Source organism: Apibacter sp. B2912 (assembly GCF_009827835.1).
Taxonomy (GTDB): Bacteria; Bacteroidota; Bacteroidia; order Flavobacteriales; family Weeksellaceae; genus Apibacter.
The window spans coordinates 317,797-341,023 of the sequence record NZ_WINV01000002.1 but is presented as its reverse complement, the minus strand read 5'-3'; the positions used below and the strand labels follow the sequence as shown (position 1 = coordinate 341,023).

At 28.9% G+C, this 23,227-nt stretch carries 16 protein-coding genes and 2 tRNA genes; 9 read left to right on the top strand and 9 right to left on the bottom strand.

Annotation, left to right across the window (positions count from 1 at the left end; all coding sequences use genetic code 11):
* Nucleotides 1-103: 103 nt before the first annotated feature.
* Together GFV01_RS04805 and GFV01_RS04800 are read left to right on the top strand one after the other, a co-directional pair.
* Complete coding sequence (locus GFV01_RS04805) at nucleotides 104-850, top strand: electron transfer flavoprotein subunit beta/FixA family protein (RefSeq protein WP_160565239.1); 747 nt, start codon at nucleotides 104-106, stop codon at nucleotides 848-850.
* Between the two features lie 43 nt (nucleotides 851-893).
* Nucleotides 894-1,847 carry an electron transfer flavoprotein subunit alpha/FixB family protein gene (locus GFV01_RS04800; protein WP_160565237.1) on the top strand — a complete coding sequence of 318 codons (954 nt, stop codon included), beginning with the start codon at nucleotides 894-896 and terminating at the stop codon, nucleotides 1,845-1,847.
* Nucleotides 1,848-1,927: 80 nt separating this feature from the next.
* Here GFV01_RS04800 and GFV01_RS04795 read toward each other — a convergent pair whose 3' ends face one another.
* The 4 genes from GFV01_RS04795 to GFV01_RS04780 form a co-directional block, all read right to left on the bottom strand.
* Nucleotides 1,928-2,443 (bottom strand): PaaI family thioesterase, encoded by a 516-nt coding sequence (locus GFV01_RS04795; protein ID WP_160542157.1) that lies wholly within the window; start codon nucleotides 2,441-2,443, stop codon nucleotides 1,928-1,930.
* Between the two features lie 74 nt (nucleotides 2,444-2,517).
* Nucleotides 2,518-3,342 carry a hypothetical protein gene (locus tag GFV01_RS04790; protein ID WP_160565235.1) on the bottom strand — a complete coding sequence of 275 codons (825 nt, stop codon included), beginning with the start codon at nucleotides 3,340-3,342 and terminating at the stop codon, nucleotides 2,518-2,520.
* Between the two features lie 93 nt (nucleotides 3,343-3,435).
* Nucleotides 3,436-4,917, bottom strand: a complete 1,482-nt coding sequence (locus GFV01_RS04785; protein WP_160565233.1) for a lipopolysaccharide biosynthesis protein — start codon at nucleotides 4,915-4,917, stop codon at nucleotides 3,436-3,438.
* Nucleotides 4,918-5,805 (bottom strand): glycosyltransferase, encoded by an 888-nt coding sequence (locus GFV01_RS04780; RefSeq protein WP_160565231.1) that lies wholly within the window; start codon nucleotides 5,803-5,805, stop codon nucleotides 4,918-4,920.
* Nucleotides 5,806-5,860: 55 nt separating this feature from the next.
* Between GFV01_RS04780 and GFV01_RS04775 the strand changes: the two genes are divergently transcribed.
* A complete protein-coding gene (locus tag GFV01_RS04775) occupies nucleotides 5,861-6,577 on the top strand; it encodes a class I SAM-dependent methyltransferase (RefSeq protein WP_160565229.1) in 717 nt (238 codons plus the stop codon).
* A gap of 42 nt (nucleotides 6,578-6,619) precedes the next feature.
* Here GFV01_RS04775 and GFV01_RS04770 read toward each other — a convergent pair whose 3' ends face one another.
* Nucleotides 6,620-7,474 (bottom strand): glycosyltransferase family A protein, encoded by an 855-nt coding sequence (locus GFV01_RS04770; RefSeq protein ID WP_160565227.1) that lies wholly within the window; start codon nucleotides 7,472-7,474, stop codon nucleotides 6,620-6,622.
* A 48-nt stretch (nucleotides 7,475-7,522) separates the two neighbouring features.
* A complete protein-coding gene (locus GFV01_RS04765; protein ID WP_160565225.1) occupies nucleotides 7,523-9,025 on the bottom strand; it encodes a GH3 auxin-responsive promoter family protein in 1,503 nt (500 codons plus the stop codon).
* 194 nt (nucleotides 9,026-9,219) lie between these two features.
* Between GFV01_RS04765 and GFV01_RS04760 the strand changes: the two genes are divergently transcribed.
* From GFV01_RS04760 to GFV01_RS04745, 4 genes are all read left to right on the top strand, one after another.
* The gene (locus GFV01_RS04760) at nucleotides 9,220-12,669 is read left to right on the top strand and encodes a DUF2723 domain-containing protein (protein WP_160565223.1); all 3,450 of its coding nucleotides are present in this window, start codon (nucleotides 9,220-9,222) and stop codon (nucleotides 12,667-12,669) included.
* A 30-nt stretch (nucleotides 12,670-12,699) separates the two neighbouring features.
* Nucleotides 12,700-12,773, top strand: a tRNA-Arg gene (locus tag GFV01_RS04755).
* 212 nt (nucleotides 12,774-12,985) lie between these two features.
* Nucleotides 12,986-14,173, top strand: a complete 1,188-nt coding sequence (locus GFV01_RS04750) for a site-specific integrase (protein WP_160565221.1) — start codon at nucleotides 12,986-12,988, stop codon at nucleotides 14,171-14,173.
* A 355-nt stretch (nucleotides 14,174-14,528) separates the two neighbouring features.
* On the top strand, nucleotides 14,529-17,642 hold the full coding sequence (locus GFV01_RS04745) for an SIR2 family protein (RefSeq protein ID WP_160565218.1): 3,114 nt from the start codon (nucleotides 14,529-14,531) through the stop codon (nucleotides 17,640-17,642).
* Nucleotides 17,643-17,783: 141 nt separating this feature from the next.
* On the opposite strand, the gene GFV01_RS10140 is transcribed toward GFV01_RS04745, so the two are convergent.
* From GFV01_RS10140 to GFV01_RS04735, 3 genes are all read right to left on the bottom strand, one after another.
* Nucleotides 17,784-18,017, bottom strand: a complete 234-nt coding sequence (locus GFV01_RS10140) for a recombinase family protein (protein WP_255448942.1) — start codon at nucleotides 18,015-18,017, stop codon at nucleotides 17,784-17,786.
* Nucleotides 18,018-18,099: 82 nt separating this feature from the next.
* Nucleotides 18,100-18,234 carry a recombinase family protein gene (locus tag GFV01_RS10135; RefSeq protein ID WP_255448941.1) on the bottom strand — a complete coding sequence of 45 codons (135 nt, stop codon included), beginning with the start codon at nucleotides 18,232-18,234 and terminating at the stop codon, nucleotides 18,100-18,102.
* 1,216 nt (nucleotides 18,235-19,450) lie between these two features.
* A complete protein-coding gene (locus GFV01_RS04735; protein ID WP_160565216.1) occupies nucleotides 19,451-21,895 on the bottom strand; it encodes a cation-translocating P-type ATPase in 2,445 nt (814 codons plus the stop codon).
* Between the two features lie 152 nt (nucleotides 21,896-22,047).
* Here GFV01_RS04735 and GFV01_RS04730 point away from each other — a divergent pair.
* Nucleotides 22,048-22,119, top strand: a tRNA-Arg gene (locus GFV01_RS04730).
* A gap of 95 nt (nucleotides 22,120-22,214) precedes the next feature.
* Nucleotides 22,215-23,141, top strand: coding sequence for a tRNA epoxyqueuosine(34) reductase QueG (gene queG, locus GFV01_RS04725; RefSeq protein WP_160565214.1), 927 nt, complete (start codon nucleotides 22,215-22,217; stop codon nucleotides 23,139-23,141).
* Nucleotides 23,142-23,227 lie beyond the last annotated feature (86 nt).

Genomic DNA, 23,227 nt, shown 5'->3' with positions numbered 1-23,227 from the left:
ATATTTTTTTATTTTATTTACTTTAATTTCTTAGTAAAAGAAGTAAATAAATAAAAATACTTTATTATTTTTACTTAATTTAGTTACAGGAAAAAATACGTTGATGAAAATATTAGTAGCTATTAGTAGCGTACCGGATACTACATCCAAAATTAATTTTACGAATGATCAAAAAGAATTCGATACCCATGGAATTCAATATATTATTAATCCTCAAGATGAATATTGCCTAAGCAAAGCATTATATTTTCAAGAAAAACAGGGAGCTGAAGTAACCATTGTTACGATTGGAGATACTACTGTTGAACCCGTAATGCGTAAGGCCTTGGCAATCGGTGCTAATAATGCCATTCGGGTTAATATTCGACCTACGGATAGTGAATTAGTGGCTAAAGAAATTGCAGCAGTAGCAAAAGAGGGAGCTTATGATTTAATACTTTTAGGTAAAGAATCGATTGATTATAACGGAGGGTTGGTTCCGGGTTTAGTTGCCGCTGAATTAGATTACCCATTTGTTAATGCCGTTACCGGTTTGGAAGTTGAAGGAAAAACCATACAGGTGGTACGGGAAATAGATAATGGAAAAGAAACAATTTCAATTGAATTACCTGCTGTTTTAGCAGGTCAAGAAGGTTTTGTTCCTGAAAATCAATTAAAAATTCCTAATATAAGAGGTATTATGACTGCTAAAAATAAACCCTTTACGGTTGTTGAACCTAAATTTTCCGGAAATAAGGTTACCATTGCAGAATTTGAAAAGCCAAAGACAAGATCTCAAGTGGTTTATGTAGATAAAAATAACTTAGATGAATTGGTTCGCTTGCTTCATGAAGAAGCGAAAGTAATTTAAGTATAAACTTACAATCAATTTTGTAATACAAACGTTGAAATAAATGATTTACGCATATATAGAAAACTCTAAAGGAAAATATAAAAAAGAGGCCTACGAATTAATAACATACGCTAAAATTTTGGCATATGAAATTGGAGATTCAGTAACGGCACTAACTATAAATTCTGAGGATTCTTCAGAACAATTATACAAATTTGGAGCAACTAAAGTTATAAATATTCAAGATGAATCTTTGCAATCTTTTAATCCAAAAGTGTATGCTTCGGTTTTATCTAAAATAATTGACGGTAACTATATTCTTTTTGCACATACTAATGAAAGTGTTTCTATAGCTCCTTATATTGTCAAAGAAAAATCTGCGGCTTATATTACACAAGTCATTTCGAGGCCGCTGTCCGTAACACCGTTTAAAGTTAAAAGATCTGTTTTTTCAGGAAAAGGAATTGCTGTCGTTGAAACTCAAGAACCTACTATAGTTTTAACCCTTTCCGTTAATTCTGTGGGAGCAAAAGAAAATCCCGTTTCCGGTATAGAAGAAAAAATTACGGTAACTACCATTGCAGATCCAACATATCAAGTAAAACAACAAGAAGTAGCTACAGGGAAATTAGATGTTAAAGTGGCTGAATTGGTAGTTGGAGCGGGTAGAGGAATGAAAGGACCGGAAAACTGGGGAATAATTGAAGATTTAGCAAATGTACTTGGAGCAGCTACAGCTTGTACTAAACCGGTAGCCGATTTAGGATGGAGACCTCATGCTGAACATGTAGGACAAACAGGGAAAACTATTTCTCCTAAACTATATATAGCAATCGGTATTTCGGGAGCTGTTCAACATGTTGCCGGGATTACTAAAAGTAAAACCATAGTCGTTATAAACAACGATCTTCAAGCACCTTTTTTTAAAACGGCCGATTATGGTATAGTTGGTGATTTATTCGAAGTTGTACCGGAATTGACCAAAAAATTGAAAGCTTTTAAAGATGCTCATTAATTGATCGTCTTTACTCTATACTATAATTATATAGAATCAGTTTAATTACCAAGCTGATTCTTTTTATTTATACTTATTTATCAGTGAGTTTTACTTTTTAATTTTGCTTTATAAAACTGACTGTCTGCTATATAGATTTTTTTCTCTAAATAACAATAAATTTGACCTTCTGAATTAGTAATGTTCATTTGCTTTTTGATAACTATTTCTTTATCATTTTTAACCATTTCTTTTATCTTTTCTATTTCTTCTTTTTGAAATTCAAATACAGCTATGGCTTTTTTATTAATCGGCCTTATGTAATCAACATAAGCAGATTTATCCCAAACGATATAATTAGTTCCCAGAATATGTATGAGCTGCAACATATAGATAGGATCCGTAGCTGAAAGTATGCTTCCGCCAAACATAGTTCCCGAATAGTTTCGGTTTTTGTACGTAAGAGGAATTTCGACTATTATTTTATGTACATCATCTGAAACATATTTGATATTTCCTGTTGTTCTAATGTAAAGAGGAGAAATATTAAAAAAATATTTATAAATGGTTGAGGGTTTAAATAAAGTAGTAAGGAGCTTATATATTTTTTTGTACATACCAATTGATGTCTTTATCCCTATAAAAATAGAGTTTAAAAATTATTTATACAAATAGATAGATAAAGGTTACATTATTGAGGAAAATAAGGCTTGCCAATTTTAGGTGTAATCTTTTTCTCGTTGTTTTTTCTTGATTTGTAGAGAAGAATATTTTTATCGAAAATATTTAAAATCTGGAAGTAATTATTATGATCGTAATAAAACTTTAAATTATGATTTAAATAAGCATATAATATAAAATCATTGATTTCATTTTTTTTCAAACCTATTTCCTCAAAGTAAGGATCTCCAAAATAGTCTCTAACATTTTTGATTATGGTTGACTGTTCTTCAAAAATTGATAAACGCTCTTTACGTTTACCCTCTCCGGATATAAAATCCAAAATACCTTCAATACCAAATTTCATGGAAGATAACTTTGCAGCTTCGGAATCAACATCCGTACTTCCATCCATTTTTTGTGATGGATTTAAACTGCCTAATTTTTTTAAAATCTCGTTGGTTTTATTCATCATTGGAATTCGTTTGACATCCAATTCAAGGCTTCCAAAAGTTTTAAAAGGAGTAACATAAATATCCTCTAATTGCTTTTCTTTAAGATCTAATTGAATTTTCATTTGCAAATGATCAAACATGTCTTGCGTAACCAAAATAGTTCTTTTTTCGATATTGAATGATTGAAAAGTAATGGCATCTCCAATAAGTGCAGGAATGGAAAATTTACCGGTTATATCGGTTAACGTAGTGTAATTGGTTGAAAGATTTTTAACATAAATACCGGAAACCATTTCATGATACTTATCAAGAATATATACTTTTCCTTTAATTTGTTTTCTATCTTGAGAAAAGATGATTATGGTAAATAAAAGTAAAAAATAAGTATAGAAAAGTTTCATGTATTGAAATTACCTAACAAAAATACATTAAATACAACAATTATCTATCAACTCATTAAAAATTAATTATTATTATTGAAAAAATTATATATTTTATTTTTTACCCGTCAAAAAAGATTTAATATTTGAGGATAGTATTTCTTTTATCGGAATAAATTTAAATACACTATTGGCAACGAAAAATATGCATAAAATGAGTAGGGGCTTAGTAATTAAATTAAATAAATTATTGGAAAAATCGGGTATATAATTTACAAGTAAAACACCCATTATTCCGGTTACTATTATATACGTATACTCTTTTGAAAACGGTTGTATGCCGAACTTACGGTAATTAAAGCCTAATTTTATTAAATTAAACAATGTTAAAGATAGGGCCGTTGCTAAAGCAATACCTTCGATACCTAATTTGAAATATGAAATAAAAATAATATTTGAAATAATTGTAAAAATCGCTAAAAACAGCATTGCATAAATATTAAATCTAAAATACTTTGAATAAGAAATAATATTACTGTTAAAACCGGTTGCCAAATCAAATAAGGTGGCTGCTCCTAGAATGTAAATAATAACTTTTGCATCCGATAATTCTTTTCCGTTTTTCATGAATAAGAATAGATAGTCTATTCCGACTAAAATACAAGACAACAAGACCGTACCAAATAAGAATAAAAATTTGGATACTTTTTTATAGAAATCATTTAGTTCATCTAATTTATTATTTTCCAGCTTTTCAACAATTATAGGACCAGATATGGTGAAAATACCCATCAAAGGAACGGTAAGAAAACCCACAATAGACGTTAAAATAGAATAGATCCCGTTTTGTTTAAAATCCAACAGTTCGGGAATCATCAGGTTGTCAATTTGTAGAGCCAATCTATTTCCAATACTTCCAAGAACTGAAAATATACAGAAATTTAATAAGTTAAGTCTAAAATTTTTATCTTTCAATATATCTAATGATCCGCTCTTATGATCTTTGTTTAATTTTACAAAATAATATACCAGCCCAATCATAGCAATCACAAAAAATAATACGAATATATATAGAGCATTTTTTTGTGATATTCCTATATACACACAGGAGATAAAAGCCGTAAGAGCTCCCAGTTTAGGAAAAAAATTTTCAAAAATTCCGGGAACTGTTATTCTTTTTAAATTAGAGATATATTTTGAAAGTAATTGAGTTAACGCAAGAGACAAAGCGACCGGCAAAACATACTGTTTCATTTTCCAGGAATCAGATTCTTGAATACTTGGAATCACTCGAGTGATTATCCAATATACTAATGAGATAAAAATAAAATTGAGACACACAAACTTAATTGAAGCATAAAGAAAGTCGACCTGTTGATTTTTTGCTTTAAGTTTTTGATGGAATTTTATGTTTGCATAACTAAGTCCAAAAAGGATGAAGGGACAGATCAGTTCAGCAGATGGCTGAATGAACCTTAATTTACCCAAAAATTCAGGATTGGAAGGATAGATAAAAATGGTTGAAAATGTACCCAGTAAAAAACTTAGATAACTAATTAGACTGTATTTTATCCCTTGACGTGCTACTATTCCCATTTAATATATGCTAAATAAGTTTTCCTTTTGTTGTTTACGATTCAATCGGATCTTTTTAGAGAAAAGCAAATGTATATAGTGAATCCCTAATTTATAAAATAATACGGAAGTATTTTTAATAGATAACATTTTAAAATAATACTTAGGTATTCCCCAAACATTAATAAAAGCTTCAAAATATGCTTTGTAAAGATTATTATTTGGATTTAAAAGTATACAATCCAATTTTATTTTTGATAATCTTTGTATTTTACTAAAATCTGTCGTTTTACTCCTATCATGATTGGCTTTAGCCGTGGTAACAATTCCTATTTTTAATCCGGAATAAATGACTCGATTACAGTAATTTTTATCTTCTCCGTAATGGGTGAAATAAGGATTAAAAACACCCGTCTTTTCCAAACATTTTTTACTAATTAACCAAAAAGCGGCATTAACGAAATTAGTTTCTAAAATAAATTGATTTTTCTTTTTACTTTTCGCTAAATATTCCTTAAAATTAAAATCCATTTCAGAGAAATCATGATTATAATGTATGGGACTTAGTATACCATACTTTGGATTTTTAATGTAAACATCAGCTAAATATTGTAGACAATTTTTGTCTACCCAAGCATCTTGATTAATGAGAAAATAATGGGTATAGTTTTTTTCTTTATATAATTTTTTTAAAAGGATATTGTTAGCTTGTCCAAACCCTATATTATGTCCACTTTCCATATAAGTTACAGCGGGATAATTTTCGACAATTTTTAAAGTGCTATCGGTCGATCCATTGTCTATAAGGTAAATATCTGTATGTATGCTAGATGCCAATAAAGAATCCAAACATTTTTTTATCCATTTTTCCCCATTATATGTAACAATTACACTTACAATGTTGTACATTTACATGATATAAAACCTATTACAAATATATAAATAATAAAATAGTAGAAACCTTATGATTACTAGAGTTGATGTTTTAAATTATTTAATAAAAGTAAATAATGTTAAAAACTATTTGGAAATCGGTGTAAACAGAGGAAAATGTTTTTTTAATATCAAAGGAGCAAAACAAAGAATTGCAGTGGATCCTTATTTTAATTTTAGCTTTATCAAAAAAATTAGATATTTAGTTAAAAATCCGCATAATTTTAAAAACAAATATTTTGAGATGACCAGTGATCGTTTCTTTGACATGCATCATAAATTTCTTAAAAATAATCCGATAAATCTAACCTTTATCGATGGGTTACACACTTTCAGTCAATCTCTCAAAGATACGCTAAATTCGCTTAAGTATTTGTCTGATCAAGGAATTATAATCTTACATGATTGCAATCCTCAGGATAAAATTGCAGCCTTTCCTGCGAGTAATATTGAAGATGCAAGAATTAAATTTTCATCTCATAAAAGTTGGAAAAATATTTGGAACGGCGATGTATGGAAAACGATCGTTTTTCTTAGAAAAAATCATCCTGAATTAACAGTAAGTGTTTTAGATACCGATCATGGATTAGGAGTAGTCAAAAAAATTCCGACCCAAGAAGTTTTACCTCCTGTTATTGATTCAATATCAAATGAAGATATTCCACAATTGGAATACTCTTTTTTGGCTTCACATAGAAAAGAACTTTTAAATCTAGTACCCATTGAAATTTTTTTAGGAAAAGAATAATAGTTTTTCATATAAAATAGTATAAAAGGAAAGTTGAAAAGTTTACCTTTTAAACTTTTTAATCATTTCATTCCATCGAAATTTGCGAATGAAATTCATTTCCTCTTGAGTGATCACTCGTTCTTTTTTTTCTTTTTCTAAAGAAATAAAAGTTTTAAATGAAATTATAAAATGTCGTAAAGATTTTTCTTTCCATGAAGATTTTGCACAGGATATAAAGGCTAATTTTTTGGATAGTCCGATATTGTAAAAATATTCTCCCAATTTTCGGGATTTAGTTTCTTGATAAACGTATGCAGTTGGTTTTAGATGTTTTACGAAAAGATTCTTTAAGACTTTAACTTCCCAATGATGCATACGGGCAAGTAATATATCGAGATTATCCCAACCCAATGTCATACGAAGGCCACCAATATCAATAAAACATTCTTTTCTATAGGTTTTTATGGGGCCGCGCACGTGATTTTTATTTGAAATATTTTCATAAACCCACTGATTCCCTTTTTTTATGTAAACCAATCCACCGATTATGCCAATTTTTGGATTGTTATGTAACTTATTTATGATTAGTTCAAAATAATTATCAGGGAGAATTATATCGGCGTCCAGTTTAACTAAAACATCATACTGTTTCCAATTAGCTGAATTTAATCCGGCATAAAACGTTTTAACGACTTTTGCACCCGGTATATGTTCAGAGCTATTAATTAAATTAATAAGGCGGAAAGTAGGTTTATCTTTAATAAATTCTTCTATAATTTCCTTTGAATTATCCGTTGAAGAATCATTAACTAAAATCCAATCAATATTTTTATAGGATTGTTCATAGAAAGATTGTAAACATTTCAATATATGTTTAGACTCATTAAATACCGGTATTACAACTAAAATTTTCAAATAGTATATTCTTTCAATATGATTTTAATTTACTATAACATTTTCATTCTAACTTTTCAAAACATATTTTTCGAGTTTATCGGCAATAGCTCGATCATTAGACAAACGAGGAAGTTTATTTTGACCTCCTAACTTACCGATTTCTTTCATATATTCATTAAATCCACCTTTTTTGATAATTGAAATTTTTAAAGGTCTTAAGATAGAACCCGTAATAAGATCATTATAGTAAGAATTTCTTTTTCTAAGAGCCTGATCTAAATTTGATTCAAATTCATCAATGTTGATCGGCGGTTTTTCAAATTCTATGAACCATTCATGATAGGGCAGCCCTTCCGCAGGATTCACCTGAGGAGCAAGAGTAAATTCTTGAACAATACATCCCGTTACTTCCATGGTTTCTTTAATAGCTTCTTCTACTTCGAAAGAAATGACATGTTCGCCAAATGCAGAAGTAAAATGTTTAGTTCTTCCGGTGACAAGAATTTTATACGGATCTTTACTGATAAATCGGACTAAATCACCTATTTCATAAGCCCACAATCCGGCATTCGTTGTCAATAGTATAGCATAATCCGTATTCAATTCCACCTGTTCCAGAGTAAGACGTCTCGGATTATTTTTACCAATATCTTCTGAAGGAATAAATTCATAAAAAATACCATGATTCAACATAAGCAATAATCCTTCATGGTCTACATCATCCTGAAAGGCTATAAATCCTTCCGAAGCCGGATAGGTTTGGATAATATCCAACTTTTTACCAATTAATTCATTTATTTTATCTTCATACGGCTTATAATTTACACCCCCCGTTACTAAAAGCTGTAAATTGGGAAAAATTTTACTTATAGATTTACCCGATTTTGCAATTAATCTTTCAAAATACATAACCAGCCAAGGAGGAATGCCGCTGATTAAAGTCATATTCCTATCAACAGTTTCCTCTACAATTTTAACAACTTTAGTTTCCCAATCTTCAATGCAATTGGTTTTCCATGAAGGCATACGATTGTATTGAAGATATTTCGGAACAAAATGGGCGGAAATTCCTGACAGCCTTCCCGTCATGATCCCATTATTATTTTCCAAAACAGGACTTCCTTGTAAAAAAATCATTTTACCATTGATAAAATTAGGATTTTTTCTTTTATATATATAATGAAGTAAAGCACTTTTAGCTCCTTCTATATGAAAGGGCATGGATTCTTTAGTAATAGGAATGTATTTAGTGCCTGAGGTGGTACCTGAGGTTTTTGCAAAATAAAGGGGCTTATTAGGCCATAAAATATTAATTTGTCCCGATTTAATTTTTTCTATATAAGGTCTTAACGTTTCATAATTCTGAACAGGAACATTTTTTTGAAAATCTGAAATAGAACTTATTTTAGAAAAAGAGTAATCAACGCCAAAATTTGTATTTTGAGATTCTTTAATGAGTTTTTCAAACCAATAGTTTTGTGTTTCCACCGGATTGTCAATCCATTTTTGCTCTTTTTTATGGTGAAGGGATGCCCACCCTTGTGCCAGTTTCTTTTTTAAAAAACCCATGGTAACTAGTATGAATTTATCAGGTAACAAATATCGTAATTTAATTTTAGTATGTTAAATTCTAAAGAATAATAAAACTTATAATTTTTTATAAATAACTTTCTAACAATTAATATAAAAAGAGAATAAAATATAAAATGAAAACTTTTAAAATTAATATTATTAGTATATTCGCAAACAAGAATTAAGGTAAAATGAAGTTAAATTACAATAAATTAAATAACCTTACCGGATGGGTTGTTTTTATTATAGCAGCAATAACTTATTTATTAACTATTGAACCCAATTTCAGTTTTTGGGATTGTGGTGAATATATATCTTCAGCGGTTAAGCTGGAAGTTACTCATTCACCGGGAGCCGTATTTTTTCAAATATTGGGTGCCGTTTGGGCGATCTTAGCCTTTGGCGATCCCACTAAATATTCTATAGTTATAAATGCTATGTCTGCTATTATGAGTGCATTTGCCATATTATTTTTATTCTGGACAATTACTCATATGGTTCGTAAAACTCTATTTTTACAAACCGAACCCAAAGAATTTACTTCCTATCAGATTGCTACCATCTTATTAAGCGGGGCAGTAGGGGCGTTAACTTTTACTTTTACCGATACTTTTTGGTTTTCAGCAGTTGAAGGAGAAGTTTATGCGGCGGCTTCCTGTTTTACCGCTTTGCTGTTGTGGCTTATGTGTAAGTGGGAAAATGATTTATCTGATTCCCGATCCAATAAGTGGCTTATTTTAATTTCCCTGCTTATCGGTCTGTCGGTTGGAATCCATTTAATGGTAATACTAGTGGTTCCTACGTTAGGATATATTTATTATGCTAAAAAATATACCTTTACTTGGAAAAGTTTTATATGGGCCAATATTGCTATTGGTGGTGTATTTTTAGCCGTTTTCAAAATTATATTTCCTTTTACGATGTCTTTCTTCGGAAAATGTGAAATATTTTTTGTAAATAATCTTCAAATGCCATTTAATACAGGTTCGGTAGTGGCATTCATACTTTTAATTGTTGCTTTTTATTTTGCCTTACGATATACATCCAATCATGGATATAAAACAGGAAATACCATTATTTTATCGATTTTGTTTATGCTTATCGGTTTTTCAAGTTGGGTGGTACTTCCCATACGTGCTAAAGCAAATCCTCCTATTAATTTAAATGATCCCGACAATGCAATAGGTATGTTGGATTATTATAACAGGGCTCAATATGGTGATTGGCCGGTGTTTTACGGAGCTAATTATACTGCATATTTAGATACTAACGGAATTATTGGAACCGAGGATAATGGCCCTATTTATGAAAAGGATGAAAATTCAGGCAGGTATATTGAAACAGGCAGAAGGATTAATTATAAGTTTAATCCGGAGCAAGTCAGTATATTTCCCCGAATGTATAATCCGGATCCTAGTGTTATTGAAAATTACGGATTAATGGAAGGATACCCCGATTTTACTTTAAATTCGAAATATATTGGTAATCCTGAAGCACAAAAGGTTTTTGATGAGTTAGTGAGGAAAAAGAAAACGGGAGAAATATCTGTTCGTGATTATCAAATGGCTAAACAAAATGAACTAATTAATGTTAAAAAACCAACTTTAGGCCAAAACTTGGATTTTATGATGACCTATCAAATGGGATATATGTTTATACGATATTTTCTATGGAATTTTGCCGGTCGTCAAAATGATTTACAAGGTAATTATGAATCCACCAAAGGAAATTGGATCAGCGGTATTAAATTTTTAGATAATTTACGTTTGGGAGACCAAGACAAATTACCACAAGCATATGTAAATAAAGCTACTAATAAATATTATTTTTTACCATTATTGTTAGGTTTAGTAGGATTCTTTTTTCAACTAAACAGAGATCCGGGTAGAAACTTTTCTTTAATAGCTTTATTTTTATTAGCCAGCGTGGGTATTATCTTATACACCAGCATAAAAGCATTTGAACCCAGGGAACGTGATTATGCGTTAGTGACTTCCTTTTACACTTTTGCTATTTGGATAGGGATGGGAGTGACAGCAATTATGTTTTTATTAAATAAACTTAAACAAAGGCAAATAGGACTTATTATTGGTTTTCTTGCCTTAGGAGTTCCTGTTCTGGTTGGATTCCAAAATTGGGACGATCATGATAGAAGCAGGAGATATACGGCTTATGATTTTTCAAAAAGCTATTTACAAAGTTTAGATTCAAATCATCCTATACTTTTTGTATATGGAGATAACGATACGTATCCTTTATGGGCATTACAAGAAACCGAAGAATTTAGATCAGATGCCAAAGTGGTTAATTTTACTTTGTTGGGTACTGCATGGTATATTGATCAGGTTCAGAGAAGAACTTATAAAGCACCCGGTATTCCTTCTTCTTTATCTCATGAAGAATTCAGAGATGGCGTTAATGATCAGGTTATTTTATTAAATAGAGATTTTTGGAAGCAAATTTTTGATAATCTTCCGGCAGACAGTATACCTGCGGATATTCTTCCATTTAAGAAATATGCAATTTCAGATACTATATCTGCTAAAGAAGCCATTAATTTTCTTAGAAACAAAAAAGAACAATCTGCTATTAAAGATTTATATACATATGTAACCGAAAGGGATTATAGAGGAACAGATGTTGGATTTATTCCTGTTAACAAAATATCTTTGCCTGTAAACAAGGAGAATGCGTTAAAATATGGAATAGTTAAACCCGAAGATTCTAAATTGATGGTAAACAAGGTAGTACTATCAATAAATAAACAAGCTTTATATAAAGACGGTTTAGCTATGTTAGATTTACTTGCCAATTACAATTGGGATCGTTCCATTTATTTTAGTTCAGGGGGAACCTATTCTCAATCTAATATCATGTTTGCACAAAATTACTTAGAGTATCAAGGTTTAATTTCAAAATTAGTACCTATATACACTCCCGAAACCAACAACGGGGAACAAGGAAGAATAAATCCTAATACGATTTATAACTTAGTTATGAATTATAAATTTGGAAATTTAAAAGATCCGAAAGCTTATTTTGATGAAACTTGTAGAAGTAATATTTTAAATTATAGAATGTCTTGTGGAAGAGCTGCTATCGCTTTAGCTAAAAGTGGAGACAAAAAAAGGGCCAATGATATTTTAGAGTTAATCAATAAAGAGATTCCAATATCTATGTATCCTGCTACGCCTTCTTATAATTCTATCATATCCGGTTATTTTCTTATTGGAAAAGAAAAAGAAGGGTTAAAACTAGCAGAAGCATATAAAGATCAAATTTTTAAGGAATTAAATTATTATTTATCATTACCACTACACGATCAAACGTTTGCTACCGATGATATGAGTAAACTATCCAGTTATTATACACTTATTGTTGATAATATTGTAAATACTTATCTGGAATTAAATCAAAGAGATAAAGCTATAGCATATATCACAGAATCAATGAAACCTTTAGATAAAAGATTAAAAACTTTTGAGATGTTAGGTAAAAATAATGCGAAAGATCAAAAAGTATCTCTTCAGAATTTGATGTATTCCTATGGACAGATGCTTCAAGTTTTGCATCCTATTGATTCTGTATATGAAAAAGAAAAAGCAGAAGAAATTTCAAATATTATTATGAAGTTAGACTAAATTATTAGTATACTTGCAGAAAATATTTTCGGCTACGTAGTTCAACTGGATAGAATATCAGATTTCGGCTCTGAGGGTTGGGGGTTCGAATCCCTCCGTGGTCACAAAACAAGAAAAAAAGAACACTAAAATTCAAGTAACCTACTGAAATAATAGGGTATATAAGTAAAATTCGTTTAGTTATAATTTGGCTTTTTTTTAAATTTTTAGAACAGAATATAGAACAAGAATTTTTTTTGTTCTAAAATAAAAAAAAGTTTGTGCTATTTTATCTGTCACTAACTGTAACACTATCTAAATTAATAAGTTAGATAGTATGGAAGAACTTAGAAATAAACATTTTCAAACGTGTACAGGTATATACACAGCTATGAAAGCCAGATTTTACAGAAGAAAGAATAAAAATAAAAACGGAGAATACCTTATGTATCTTCATGTATGTGGTAATGGAAAGCAACTAAAGTTATCTTTAGGCTTTACAGTAAAAGATAATGAGTTTGATTCATCAACTCAAAAAATTATCGGCAAAGAATCAAGACATAAAGAATTACAGCTTTTACTAGATAATGTGCAGTCTAAAGTAACCGCCGTAAAAACTTTTTATTGGCTTTCCAACAAAATATTAACCCCCGAAAAATTAATAGAAGAATTAAAGAATAACATACCCAGAGGGGAATTTACTTCCTTTTTTGAGTATGAATTAAGCCAAGAGAAAACCATTTTAAAAGATGGCACGTATCGTAGACATCAAAGCGTTCTTATGAATTTAAGAAAATTTAAAAAGGAAATTTATTTTTCAGAAATAGACGAAACCTTTTTAGATAATTATAAAAGCTATTTTTTAAAAACAAGAAATTACAATACCTTTTACTCCAACCTAAAAGTAATAAAGAAATATTTAAGGAAAGCATCCAAAAAAGGAATTCCTTTAAAGATAGACATAGATACCATTAAAATAAAAAATATAAGATCCAATCGGGTAGCATTAACCCCGGAAGAAGTAAAGAAATTGTACAATTTTTATATATCGGAATTTATATTACCGGGAGAAAAAATACCGATCGGAATTTTTCTGTTTTCATGCTATACCGGATTGAGGATATCCGACCTTAAAAAATTAACAAGAGAACAAATATTTACCGGAATATTAGAGTTTATACCGGTAAAAACAGAACTGTCAAAACCGTATATGCATCGCGTACGAGTCAATAACAAAGCCTTATCGATTGTTGAGCAGGTACCCGATTTATTTACCAGATGGATAGCAGAACAAAATATAAATGAGGTTATAAAAAGAGTGACCCAAAAATTAAATATAAAAAAAGAAGTTTCATTACACGTTGGAAGACATACTTTTGCCACCAATTATTTACGCGCCGGAGGCAAAGTTGAGCAGTTACAAAAACTGCTCAATCATACCTCAATAAAAGAAACCATGATTTATGTACATATGGTAGAAGCCGAGGAGGACGAATCTATTTTTTTATTGGACAATTTATTCTGAATAGGTCTCTACTTCAATTTTAACTACCTGATCGGATAAATCCGTACGGGTTATTTTTTTAGGAATATGTACTTTATGGTATGCAAATAATTTCTTTTTAACGGTAATATCTTTTATTTTTTCTTTAAGGGCCGTAAAATTCCAGGTAAAAGAAATGGCATTGATTCTAAATTTCTGTTAATTACAAAAGTATTTGATAAATTTTAAAAGACATCAAAAAATTATAAAAGTATTTAATATATTTGAATATTGATGTCTAAAACAAATATATTATATTTTTTTAAATTATAGATTTAGTGTATTTGTGTAGATATGTTGATAAATATTAATAAGTTTAAAATATAAATATATTATAATGGAGATTCCTATTGCTTTATTAGATCAAATTAAACAGGGGAATGTCGTTTTGTTTCTTGGAGCAGGTGCTTCATTTGGTGCAACTCATCCCAAATTTCAAAAGATCCCTTTAGGGAATGAATTGTCGAATATGATAGCAAATAAATTTTTAGATAATGATTATAAAGATCATCAATTACACTATGTATCTGAAATTGCTATTTCAGAAACAGACTTATTTACAGTACAGAATTATTTATTTGAGTTATTTGAGCCTTTTGAGCCTGCAGAATATCATAAAAAGATTAAAAATTTTACTTGGAAAACAATTGTAACAACAAATTATGATTATATTATTGAAAAAGCTTACAAAGGAAAATCACACCAAAATTTAAAAAGGATCATTAAAGATGGACAAAGAATCAGAGATATAATTAAAACACAAGAGGATTTGCCTTTTTATAAAATACATGGGTGTATTTCAGAAATTAATGATAAAGATTTACCATTAATATTAACCCCGGAACAATATATAACACATAAAAAAAATAGAGAGAGGTTGTTCTCTAGAATTCAGGATTTATCTAAAGAGTATACTTTTTTATTTGTTGGGTTTAGCTTCGCTGACCCAGATATTAGAGCAATTTTTTTAGAGTTAGATTCTTTAATTGATGCTAAACCAAGATCATATATGATAGGTCCAAATATAAAAGATCCTGATGCTAGATTTTGGGATCAAAAAAAAATAACTTCGATAAAATGTACTTTTGAAAATTTTCTTATCGAATTAGAAAATAAGATTGATATAAATTATAGGAAGATAGCATTAGCTAAACCTTTAACAAGTAATATTCATAAAGTGTTTGAAAAATCTGTAATTAATATAAATGATTTAAAACCTTCAGATAATTTAGTGAATTATTTAAATAATGATTTAGAATATATACATTCTACTTTCGCGGAATCAAACACAGAACCTAAACAATTTTATAAAGGTTATTTTAATAATTGGGATCCCATAATAAAAGGATATGATTCAAAAAGAAATATCATTGATACTATATTATTAGAAATATTTTTAAAGGATAATTTACATAATGGTAATGAACTAAATTTTTATATGTTATTAGGATATGCTGGATCTGGTAAATCTGTAAGTATAAAAAGATTATGTTGGCAAGCTTCAACTGAATTAGATCGTATATGCTTATTTTTCAAATCAAACTCTTTAATAAGAGCAGAGCCAATAATTGAGTTATATAATTATTTAAAAGAGCGTATATATTTATTTATAGATGATGTTTCAGATTATAATGAAGAATTAATTTTATTTATAAATAAGATAAAAAATGAAAATATACCAATAACAATTTTTGGAACAGAAAGAATTAATACTTGGAACGTAGATTGTAATGAGCTATCCCTTTTGCTTGATGATTATTATCAGTTAGAATATTTAAACGATAGAGAGATTCAATCTTTATTAGATAAATTAGAACAATATGATTCTTTAGGTTATTTAAAGGGGAAAAAATTGGAAGAACGAGTAAAGGCTCTTTCATATAGAGCAGGTAGGGAGTTACTTGTAGCTTTGTATGAAAGTACAATGGGAAAACCTTTTACAGAAATTGTCGTAGATGAGTATAATTCAATATCAAATGTTACAGCTAAATCTGTTTATTTGACAGTTAGTATTTTACATCGACTAGGTTCAGTAGCTAGAGCAGGATTGATTTCGAGAGTTAATTATATTTCTTTTACCCAATTTAAAGAAAAATTACATAAACCATTGGAATTTATTGTTTTTGATAAAAAAGATAATAAGATTAATGATATTGTATATGTTACTAGACATAGACAAATTGCAGAAATAATATTTTCAGAAGTTTTAAAGGATAAACAATTAAAATTTGATGAGTATAATAGAATATTAAATTGTTTAGATGTAGATTATGAGAATGATAGAATACCTTTTTTAGCAATGATAAATGCTAAAAATTTGATGGAGTTATTTAGTGATCCCAATATGATTAGAGAATTGTATAAGACAGCTATAAAAAGAAATCCTAATGATGCAAAACTTTTACAGCAGTTTGCTATTTTTGAAATGAATGGTAAGGGAGGAAGTATATATGAAAGTGAAAAGATACTTAAAGAAGCTAATGAATTGTCTAAAAATGACCGTTTAATAAACCATTCATTTATAGAATTATCTATAAATAAGGCAGAAAGAGCTAAAAATAAATTAGAAAAAAATAGATTCTTATTAGATGCAGAAAAGGCGGCAAATATTTTAAAAAATAAATTTAAAGAAAACCCTCATACATATCATTCTTTAATAAAAATTAAGCTAATAAAATTAAAAGACATTTTAGAAGACGGTGATGTACCAACAATTGAAAGATTGATAAAAGAAACAGAGGAGTTGTTTAATCATGCAAAACAAAAATTTCCTTATCAAGAATTTATACTTGAGAGTGAGTCAAATTTTAATAAAATTTTAAATAATGCACCTGAAGCAATTGCGCTTTTAGAAGAAGCATATTCTTTAAATAAGAGGAGTCCTTATTTAAGTTTAAGGTTAGCTAATTTGTATGAACAAAATAATGATTGTTCTAAAGCCATAGAAATATTAGGAGAAACATTGAATTATTTACCAAACGATAAAGATGTTAACTTTAAGTATGCGCAATTATTAATTGTAAATAAATCTGATGATTTAGAATGTATTAGACATCATTTAAATAGATCGTTTACAAGAGGAGATAATAGAATTCAAGCTCAATTTTGGTATGGAAGAACACTATATTTAATGAATAATATAACTGAATCTGATGAAATATTTAGAGAGCTTTCAAAAGTTAAGATTGAACCAAAGTTAAAAAGTAAACCACGAGGGAAAGTTAGAAAAAATGGTACTTTAATAGAATATTATGGGGTTATTACTAGTATAGAGTCAAAATATGGATTTATAAAAATTAATAATGTTCAAGATGAAGTTTATTTTTATAGGTATGAAAAAAATAAAGACTATCTGAATTGGGATAAATTCAGGCAAGGAGATAGGGTTTCATTCTATCTTGGGTTTAATTATAAAGGAGCCATAGCTATTAATGTTAAATTAATCAATTAGACACCTTCATGATTAATTAAGTTGAGAGAATTTGTTGTTATCAATCCTATAAAAAGTGGTTTTGCTAATCCCAGCTAATTTTCAAGCTTTATCAATCGGCATATCTTTTTTTCATAAAGATTTTGAGCATAATTATACTTTTCAATAGTTTCTTTTTTTGCCACCCTTTGGTTTACCTAATAATTTCTTTCTCTTTCTAGGATTTGTTAATCCTAATTTAGTCCTTTCATTAATTAAATTTCTTTCAAATTCTGCCACTGCTCCAAATATTTGTAATATAAATTTCCCATTAGATGAAGTAGTATCAAATTGAGGTTCACTTAAACTTTTAAAATATACTTCTAAATGATTGAACTTTTCTATAAGATCAATCATATTTTTAAGAGAACGGAATATATCCTATCATATTTATAAATAATTACTGTGTTTCCTTTTCTTAAGGCTCTAATTTGGATAATTATCCAGGACTATCAATTCTAACTCCACTAGCATGGTCGGAAAATATTTTCTCACATCCATGTTCCTTTAATATGTCAATATAAGATTGAATATTTTGTTCTTCTGTAGAAACTCTAGCATATCCTATTTTCATGTTGCATTTATTTTATTGAAATTTAAAACGACCGTTTTTTATGGAACTCCTTTTAATATAATATTATTTTCAAAAGAATTTAGAATATCCAAAATTCGAATAGGTATTATTTAAAAAGAAATTTTTAGGTAATTGAATTTAATATTTATAATATTTCTTGTAGAAGTTTTTTTAAGAATATAATTATTTTTTTACATCTAAATACCTCGGATAGGTTACTTACTTTTCTTAATAAAAGATTAAATAATCATAAATCTTAAAACAATTTTAATTTTCCTCAAACATTAAATTTCTTCTTTAATTTCAATCAATTTAATCATTATATATTCAGTTATTAATTTAAAAATCCTTAAAAAACTATTTATCTTTTATAAATATTTATTTTGAAAATTAAATAAAATCCTGAGCAAATGCTCAGGATTATTTAAAGACAAATCAGACAGTTTTTGCAAGTGATTAATTAGTTTAAAAAATAATTTTTTTAATTAAATTATTATTTGCTTTTTTATGAAGTTATAAATAAATAAAATGGTTGCATTACGGAAATCCGTAAAATAAAAAACAATATTAAATAATCTTAAATTATATCTTTTTCAAATACCAAATTAAATATAAGAGTGACTATTTATAGAATTTTTAAAATAAAGTATTATTTTGTCTTAATATAAATAATATTTAATTATAAATATTTAAATAACTGTAAATTATTTTATCAATTTAATATTTATAATTTTTTTTAACGAGATTAAATTTACTTTTAGCATGATTTTAGTATAAAAATATTGTTTTATTTTTTATATATAAGATAAATAATATAACATTATAAATTATATGAATTAGTATTAATATTATACATTAATACTAAAATCATATTTTATAATATTTATACATGATAAATATTATATTTATATAAATAAAATAATTTTATATATTTGTAGTATTAAAATAACAGATAATTTATTTATTTTAATTTTTATAATTGAATTTAGTATAAACCTTAAACACTAAACTTTATGAAGCATATTAGACCCTCTATTTCATTACTCACCTTAATTTATTTTATAGCAATGATTTGTGCTGTATATGTTAGTATACGTATTTTAATTAGATAATAAAATAATTATAGATTAATTTTATTTTTTGAGTTTTGTATTATAGCCTCCTATTATAGGAGGCTCTTTTAATTTATTAAGCAATGATTTAAATGAATCGACAGTTATTTTTTTAATTTTAAAAGCAAACTATTACTAACCACACTAACGCTGCTTAAAGCCATGGCAGCACCGGCAACCATTGGATTTAATAAAAAGCCATTGATAGGATATAATATACCCGCAGCGATAGGAATACCTATTATATTATAAATAAATGCCCAAAATAAATTTTGTTTAATAGTTTTAACCGTTTGCTTGGAAAGTTTAATTGCCTCAGGTATTTTTTGAAGATCTCCTGAAATTATAGTCATTTTAGCAACATCAATGGCAATATCAGATCCACGACCCATTGCGATACTAACATCCGCTTGGGCGAGGGCAGCACTATCATTAATACCATCACCAACCATAGCCACAATTTTATTGTTAGGCGAAGCTTGAAGTTTTTTCACATAATCAATTTTATCCTGTGGTGAAACCTCGGCTTTAAATTTGTTAATTCCTGTTTCCTTAGCTACATAATTAGCAGTAGAAGGATTATCACCCGTTAGCATATGAACCTCAATTCCTAACATTTTAATCTGCTTAATAGCAGTTAGGGAAGTTGGTTTAATCTTATCTGAAATAGATATTCCTGCAAGTATAGTATTTTCATTGGCAAATAAAATAGTAGTAGTAGCTTGTTTAAATTTATTATCCAACCAATTTTTAACTTCTTTATCAATGGGAACGGAATATATAGATAACAAAGAAAGATTTCCAATAAAATATTTTTGATTATTGTAAATACCAATAATTCCTTGCCCTGATACATTTGTAATTTCCATGTCAGGAATAAAAGTTATGCTTTTATCATTCAAATAACTTACAATAGCCCCGGCTAAAGGATGTTCAGAGGATCGTTCAATACTATATAAAATGTTTTTTTCAAGATCATGCGTTGAACTAAACCATTTAAAATCTTCAACCTGAGGTTTACCTTCTGTAATCGTACCGGTTTTATCCAAAACTATCGCATTTATATTTTTGGTATTTTCCAAACTTTCTGCATCTTTAATTAAAATACCTTTTTCTGCACCTTTACCGATACCAACCATAATAGCTGTTGGAGTAGCTAATCCTAAAGCACACGGACAAGCAATAACCAATACAGTTACAAAGCTTTGAAAACCATAAATTAACCCTTGTTTACCGCCGAAAATAATCCAAATAATCAACGATAAACAAGCAATAATAAAAACTGTGGGAACAAAAATTCCGGCAATTATATCAACCAATTTTTGAACAGGAGCTTTACTGCCTTGGGCTTCTTGCACCGTCTGAATAATTTGAGATAAAAGAGTTTCTTTACCCACTTTATCTGCATGAAATTGAAAACTTCCTTTCTGATTAATCGTTCCTGCAAATACTTTTGAACCTTTCACTTTTTCAATTGGAATGGGCTCACCACTGATCATACTTTCATCAACATACGAATTACCCGATAGAACAGTTCCATCCACCGCAATCTTTTCACCCGGTTTAACTAAAATGGTCATTCCAATTGAAACTGACTTAATGGGAATTTCATTTTGCTCATTTCCTTGAATTACAGTAACTGTTTTAGGTTGTAAACCTATTAACTTCTTGATGGCATAAGATGTATTTCCTTTTGCTTTTTCTTCTAATATTTTACCTAATAAAATAAATGCAATAACTACAGCCGAAGCTTCAAAATATACATGCGGTTGCAATCCGCGTTTAATCCAAAACGAAGGAAATAGTGTATTAAAAACGCTAAAAATATATGCGGTTCCCGTACTTACCGCTACCAGGGTATCCATATTGGCGGATCTATGTTTTGCTTGTTTATAAGCTCCCGTAAAAAATTGTTTTCCAAAAATAAAAACAACCGGAGTAGCTAAGATCCACATGATGTAATTTGCCCAATGTTGATGCATGAGTGAAGGTGTCATCCCTATAATTAATAAAGGAATGGAAAATATCATGGCACCGATAGTTTTCCTTTTTAGAGCTTTGTAATGATTTTTTTGTATTTCTTCCAATGAATTTTGCGAATCATCATTTTCTTTGATAATCAAATCATAACCGGCTTCTTGGAGAGAGTCTTTCAATTTTTGCGGGGTTATCATTGAAGGTATGTATTCAATGTATGCCATTTCATTTGCATAATTTACTGAGGCGTTTATCACTCCCGGTTGCATTTTTAGAATATTTTGACTGCTATTGGCACAAGATGCGCAGCTTAAGTTGAGTAAAGGAAAGTTGTTTTTGGTAACCGGAACTTTAACTTGTAAGTCTGTGAGAATCGGAACAGCCTTGGCTATGGCTTCATCAGGGTATTTACTGGTTATACGAATCCTTTGATTATTTAATTCTAAATTGCATGTATCAATTTCTTTTATAGATTGTAAAGCATGGGTAATCTTGGAAATATCAGATTCGTCAATGTCATTTTTGAAGGGTATGTAATAATATACCGGATTATTTTTTTTAGAAGAAATCATAATTTTATTTCAGACTGAATATAAATTTAACTATCTATTTACCTATACAAAAGTAGGTTGAAAAGTAGTGGAATATGTTATACAATTATGGAATAAATTTATAGTACAAAATTTCCATAGTTTTTCATATTTTTGCAAAAGATTTTAAAAAAGGCCTCATAGTTCAATGGATAGAACAAAAGTTTCCTAAACTTTAGATGTGAGTTCGATCCTCGCTGGGGCTACTATGAAAAAGACTTAATCTATTGTTTGCAGTATTTTGAGTCTTTTTTTATGTACTTGACCTTCATCATTATAATTTATCTATACTACGAAACAATTGAATAAAGAGCAACTTACATATTTCATAAAAGAAAAAGCCAAAGAATATTCTTTTATAGGATGTGGGATATCTCGTTCAAGATTTTTGGAAGAAGAAGCTCCAAAATTAGAAAAATGGCTTAAAGAAGGTTATCATGGAAACATGAAATATTTAGAAAATAACTTTGATAAAAGGCTTAATCCCGGATTACTTGTAGACGGTGCAAAATCAGTTATTTCCTTCTTATATAATTATTACCCGCAAGAAAAACAGAATACAGAAAGTTACCGTATTGCTAAATATGCATATGGAGAAGACTATCACTTAGTAATACGTAAAAAATTACAAAAATTTGTAGAAGAAATCCAAGATAAAATCGGTCAATTTTCCTATAGAGTATTCACAGATTCGGCTCCCGTGATGGAAAGAACATGGGCGCAAAAATCCGGCTTAGGTTGGATCGGAAAAAACTCACTCTTATTATCCAAACAAAAAGGTTCATTTTTTTTTCTTGCTGAAATCATTTGCGACCTCGAATTGAACTATGATGAAGCTTTTCCAACCAATCATTGCGGAAGCTGTACCCGTTGCATGGATGCTTGTCCCACCCAAGCCATCATATCCGAAAGGGTCATAGATTCCACAAAATGTATATCCTATTTAACCATAGAATTAAAAGATCAGATCGGAGAGGAGTTTAATGGAAAATTGAAAGATTGGATTTTTGGATGCGATATTTGTCAGGATGTTTGTCCGTGGAATAGATTTTCTACACCGCATACAGAAGATAAATTTAATCCGCATCCCGATTTGTTATCATACACTAAAAATGATTGGAATGATATAAATGAAGAAGCCTTTAAAATACTATTTAAAAATTCAGCTGTTAAACGAACCAAATTTTCAGGTTTTCAAAGAAATATTCTTTTTAACAAAAAAACATAGCTGTATCTACTTAATTATTCTTATATACGGGTTTAAAATAAAAAACTGTAAATATTAAATACTGTATCTTTGTTACTTAAAAAATA

Bases quoted from the DNA above. Each gene is read 5' to 3' on its own strand.
- GFV01_RS04805 (WP_160565239.1), top strand. From the start codon at position 104: ATGAAAATATTAGTAGCTATTAGTAGCGTACCGGATACTACATCCAAA.
- GFV01_RS04800 (WP_160565237.1), top strand. From the start codon at position 894: ATGATTTACGCATATATAGAAAACTCTAAAGGAAAATATAAAAAAGAG.
- GFV01_RS04795 (WP_160542157.1), bottom strand. From the start codon at position 2,443: ATGTACAAAAAAATATATAAGCTCCTTACTACTTTATTTAAACCCTCA.
- GFV01_RS04790 (WP_160565235.1), bottom strand. From the start codon at position 3,342: ATGAAACTTTTCTATACTTATTTTTTACTTTTATTTACCATAATCATC.
- GFV01_RS04785 (WP_160565233.1), bottom strand. From the start codon at position 4,917: ATGGGAATAGTAGCACGTCAAGGGATAAAATACAGTCTAATTAGTTAT.
- GFV01_RS04780 (WP_160565231.1), bottom strand. From the start codon at position 5,805: ATGTACAACATTGTAAGTGTAATTGTTACATATAATGGGGAAAAATGG.
- GFV01_RS04775 (WP_160565229.1), top strand. From the start codon at position 5,861: ATGATTACTAGAGTTGATGTTTTAAATTATTTAATAAAAGTAAATAAT.
- GFV01_RS04765 (WP_160565225.1), bottom strand. From the start codon at position 9,025: ATGGGTTTTTTAAAAAAGAAACTGGCACAAGGGTGGGCATCCCTTCAC.
- GFV01_RS04760 (WP_160565223.1), top strand. From the start codon at position 9,220: ATGAAGTTAAATTACAATAAATTAAATAACCTTACCGGATGGGTTGTT.
- GFV01_RS04750 (WP_160565221.1), top strand. From the start codon at position 12,986: ATGGAAGAACTTAGAAATAAACATTTTCAAACGTGTACAGGTATATAC.
- GFV01_RS04745 (WP_160565218.1), top strand. From the start codon at position 14,529: ATGGAGATTCCTATTGCTTTATTAGATCAAATTAAACAGGGGAATGTC.
- GFV01_RS10140 (WP_255448942.1), bottom strand. From the start codon at position 18,017: ATGATTGATCTTATAGAAAAGTTCAATCATTTAGAAGTATATTTTAAA.
- GFV01_RS10135 (WP_255448941.1), bottom strand. From the start codon at position 18,234: ATGAAAATAGGATATGCTAGAGTTTCTACAGAAGAACAAAATATTCAA.
- GFV01_RS04735 (WP_160565216.1), bottom strand. From the start codon at position 21,895: ATGATTTCTTCTAAAAAAAATAATCCGGTATATTATTACATACCCTTC.